Source organism: Pseudoalteromonas aliena (assembly GCF_038155085.1).
Classification (GTDB): domain Bacteria; phylum Pseudomonadota; class Gammaproteobacteria; order Enterobacterales; family Alteromonadaceae; genus Pseudoalteromonas; species Pseudoalteromonas aliena_A.
In genome coordinates this window covers 1-273 of sequence record NZ_JBAKAU010000056.1, presented here as the reverse complement: position 1 = coordinate 273, position 273 = coordinate 1, and the positions used below count along the sequence as shown (strand labels likewise).

General features: G+C 32.6%; 1 pseudogene. It reads left to right on the top strand.

From position 1 onward, the window contains the following. Positions 1–101 precede the first annotated feature (101 nt). A pseudogene (locus V6260_RS18520) lies at positions 102–273 on the top strand (cob(I)alamin adenolsyltransferase); the annotation flags it as partial.

The following is a 273-nucleotide window of genomic DNA, read 5'->3' as shown; positions in this document are numbered from 1 at the left end:
GACATATATTTGTTCTATATAAATAATTTTTAACGCATGTATCTGGTTATTTAATACGCTAGAATGATCATGTTTTTAATAAAATTTGTATTATGGAGCATATGAAAGTTAAACACGTTATTGTTTTACATGGCTTGTATATGTCTTGCTTTGTTATGCGCCCACTTTGCTCACGACTTGAAGAGTCGGGGATGACGGATTTAAATATTACCTATAACACGCTCGATCCTCTTCGCGACACTATATTTACACAGATTGATGAGTGTATTTCTA